The sequence below is a fragment of the Streptomyces atriruber genome (genome assembly GCF_001418325.1).
Classification (GTDB): Bacteria; Actinomycetota; Actinomycetes; order Streptomycetales; family Streptomycetaceae; genus Streptomyces; species Streptomyces atriruber.
In genome coordinates, this window is record NZ_LIPN01000644.1 from 1 (window position 1) to 2,063 (window position 2,063).

Consider the following 2,063-nt stretch of genomic DNA (forward strand, 5'->3'; position numbering starts at 1 on the left):
GGACAGGGAGAGGGGACGTGGGGAGGAAGGGCGAGGCGGGAGCGTGGGACCGCTAGACCGCCATGCCGTAGACGATCGTGAACAGTGTGCCCAGCGATCCGATGATGAAGACGCCGGTCAGGCCCGCGATGATCAGGCCCTTGCCCTGCTCCGCACTGAACGTGTCACGCAGCGCCGTCGCGCCGATGCGCTGCTTCGCGGCGCCCCAGATCGCAATGCCGAGACAGAGGAGGATGGCGATCGCCATCACTACCTCGATCATCACGCGTGCCTCGTTGCCCAGACTCCCGAAGGGACCCCAGTCGGGGGCGATCCCGCCGATGATGGTGGTGATGTCGCCCTTTTCGGCTGCCATAAGCATGTGTAACTCACCGCCCCTAGTGGGTTGTTCTGCCACCTCTGCCCACTCGGTGCAGAGGACAGCTCATTGTCGCCGACAATCGGGCCCGCGCATGTCGCCTTGGCGCCATTCGTTGGCTGACTTCGTACGTTTCCTCGTACGCGAGGTCCGGTGACTCTGTGTATCACGCGGTACGACGCCGGGCAATGACGGCCCGGCGTGCCCCTGACCAGGTGTTAAGTGGGCCCGAGCCCGGCGGTGCCACGGGTGATGAAGGAGCAGTCGGTGTAACGGTACGAGGTGCTGAGCTTCGCGCCGTCGGCTCGATTGCGTACGGTCGCCCGCTTGTAGAGGAAGTGGTAGTCGCCCGCGGGCAGCCGGAGCGTGGTCCTCGGGTACTTCGCGACCCCGGCCCGGCAGGCGGCGTCGCCCCGGGACTTGGTGGCGTAGATGCCGCACGACGTGCAGTCCTTCAGTTTGACGGTGCCGGTGGTGGGGCCGGTGTAGAGGACCTCCAGGGCGCCGGGGCCGAGGTTGGCGACGACGAACTCGACCGTGCCGCCCCGCCCCGGGTAGGGGCGCGCCGGAGGCAGGCGGCGGCCCGCGGCAGGGCGTTCGGCCGCGATCTCCGCGGCGACGGCGATGTCCTCGGCGCGGTCGCGCTTCGCGCTGCCCGGGTACTGCCTGACGAAGCCCGTCAGCGTCTCGGCGGCCTCGGTGAAGGCGCTGTCCTTGAACTCGTCCACTCCGCAGGCGTAGACCCCGCGTTCCACCGCGCGGTCGGTGACGTCGCGCAGCTCATCGGTGTCGACCCGGCCGCCGGGCAGGGCCTCCGCCGTCCGGCCGAGGGTGCGCAGCTCGTCGACGCCGGTGCAGGGGTCGGAGCCCTTGAGCGCGGCCGAACGGGTGTCGATGGCGTCGCGCAGGGCGGGCCCGACCTTCGCGGCCTGGTCCGACTCGGGGAAGGTGCGGAGGAGTTCGCGCAGCGGGTCGTTCGCGTCGGCCTTGCCGAGAGCGGCGGACCCGCACTCGTACAGGGAGGTGGCGAGGCGGTCGTCGGGCCAGGCGGCGAGCGCGCCGAGGCGGCCCGTGCGGAAGGCCGGGACGGTGTCGGGGACGGTCCGCAGGTGCTGGAGCGGGGTGATGGCGTCGCAGTACCGCCGGGCGGCGTACGGGGCGGCGACGGACTTGTAGTACGCGTCGAGGCTGCCGGGCAGCCGGTCCGCCGCTTTCGACCCCGCGTGGTCCTCGGCGAGACCGCGGTAGATGCCGAGCGCCTTCTTGTACCGGCGCTCCGTCGTGCCGCCGAAGGGTTGCCCCCGCAGGCCCGCGACGATGCGGTCGGCCTCGTCGATGCGGTCGAGGAGCATCCGCTCGACCGCCTCGTCGCGTGCGGACTCGTACGCGAAGGACGCGCCGGTGGGCACGGCCAGCAGGACGACGCCGAGGGCCATGGCCATGGGCGTCCGGAGCGGGCGTGGCTGCCGGGAGGGCCGGTCGTGGGTGGCCCGGTACGCGCCGTGGGCGGCGGCCAGGAGCAGGAGGGCGGCGTATCCGAGGAGTACGCCGCCAGGGACGCCGTCGACGTCGGCGGGCAGCGCGATGAGGAGCAGGGCGGCGGTCGCGGCGCAGCAGAGGAGGGCGAGGAGCCGTTGCCGGAGGAGGAGATAGCCGAGGCCGAGGCCGTTGAGGTTGAGGAGGGCGGTGGCGAGGGGGTGAGGGC

At 71.7% G+C, this 2,063-nt stretch carries 2 protein-coding genes; both read right to left on the minus strand.

The genetic code is table 11. The features are described from left to right. Positions 1–52: 52 nt before the first annotated feature. Positions 53–361 (minus strand): hypothetical protein, encoded by a 309-nt coding sequence (locus AOK03_RS39620; protein WP_055570172.1) that lies wholly within the window; start codon positions 359–361, stop codon positions 53–55. 215 nt (positions 362–576) lie between these two features. After that, on the minus strand, positions 577–2,063 hold a 1,487-nt coding region (locus tag AOK03_RS39625), incomplete at its 5' end, for a hypothetical protein (protein WP_079075263.1).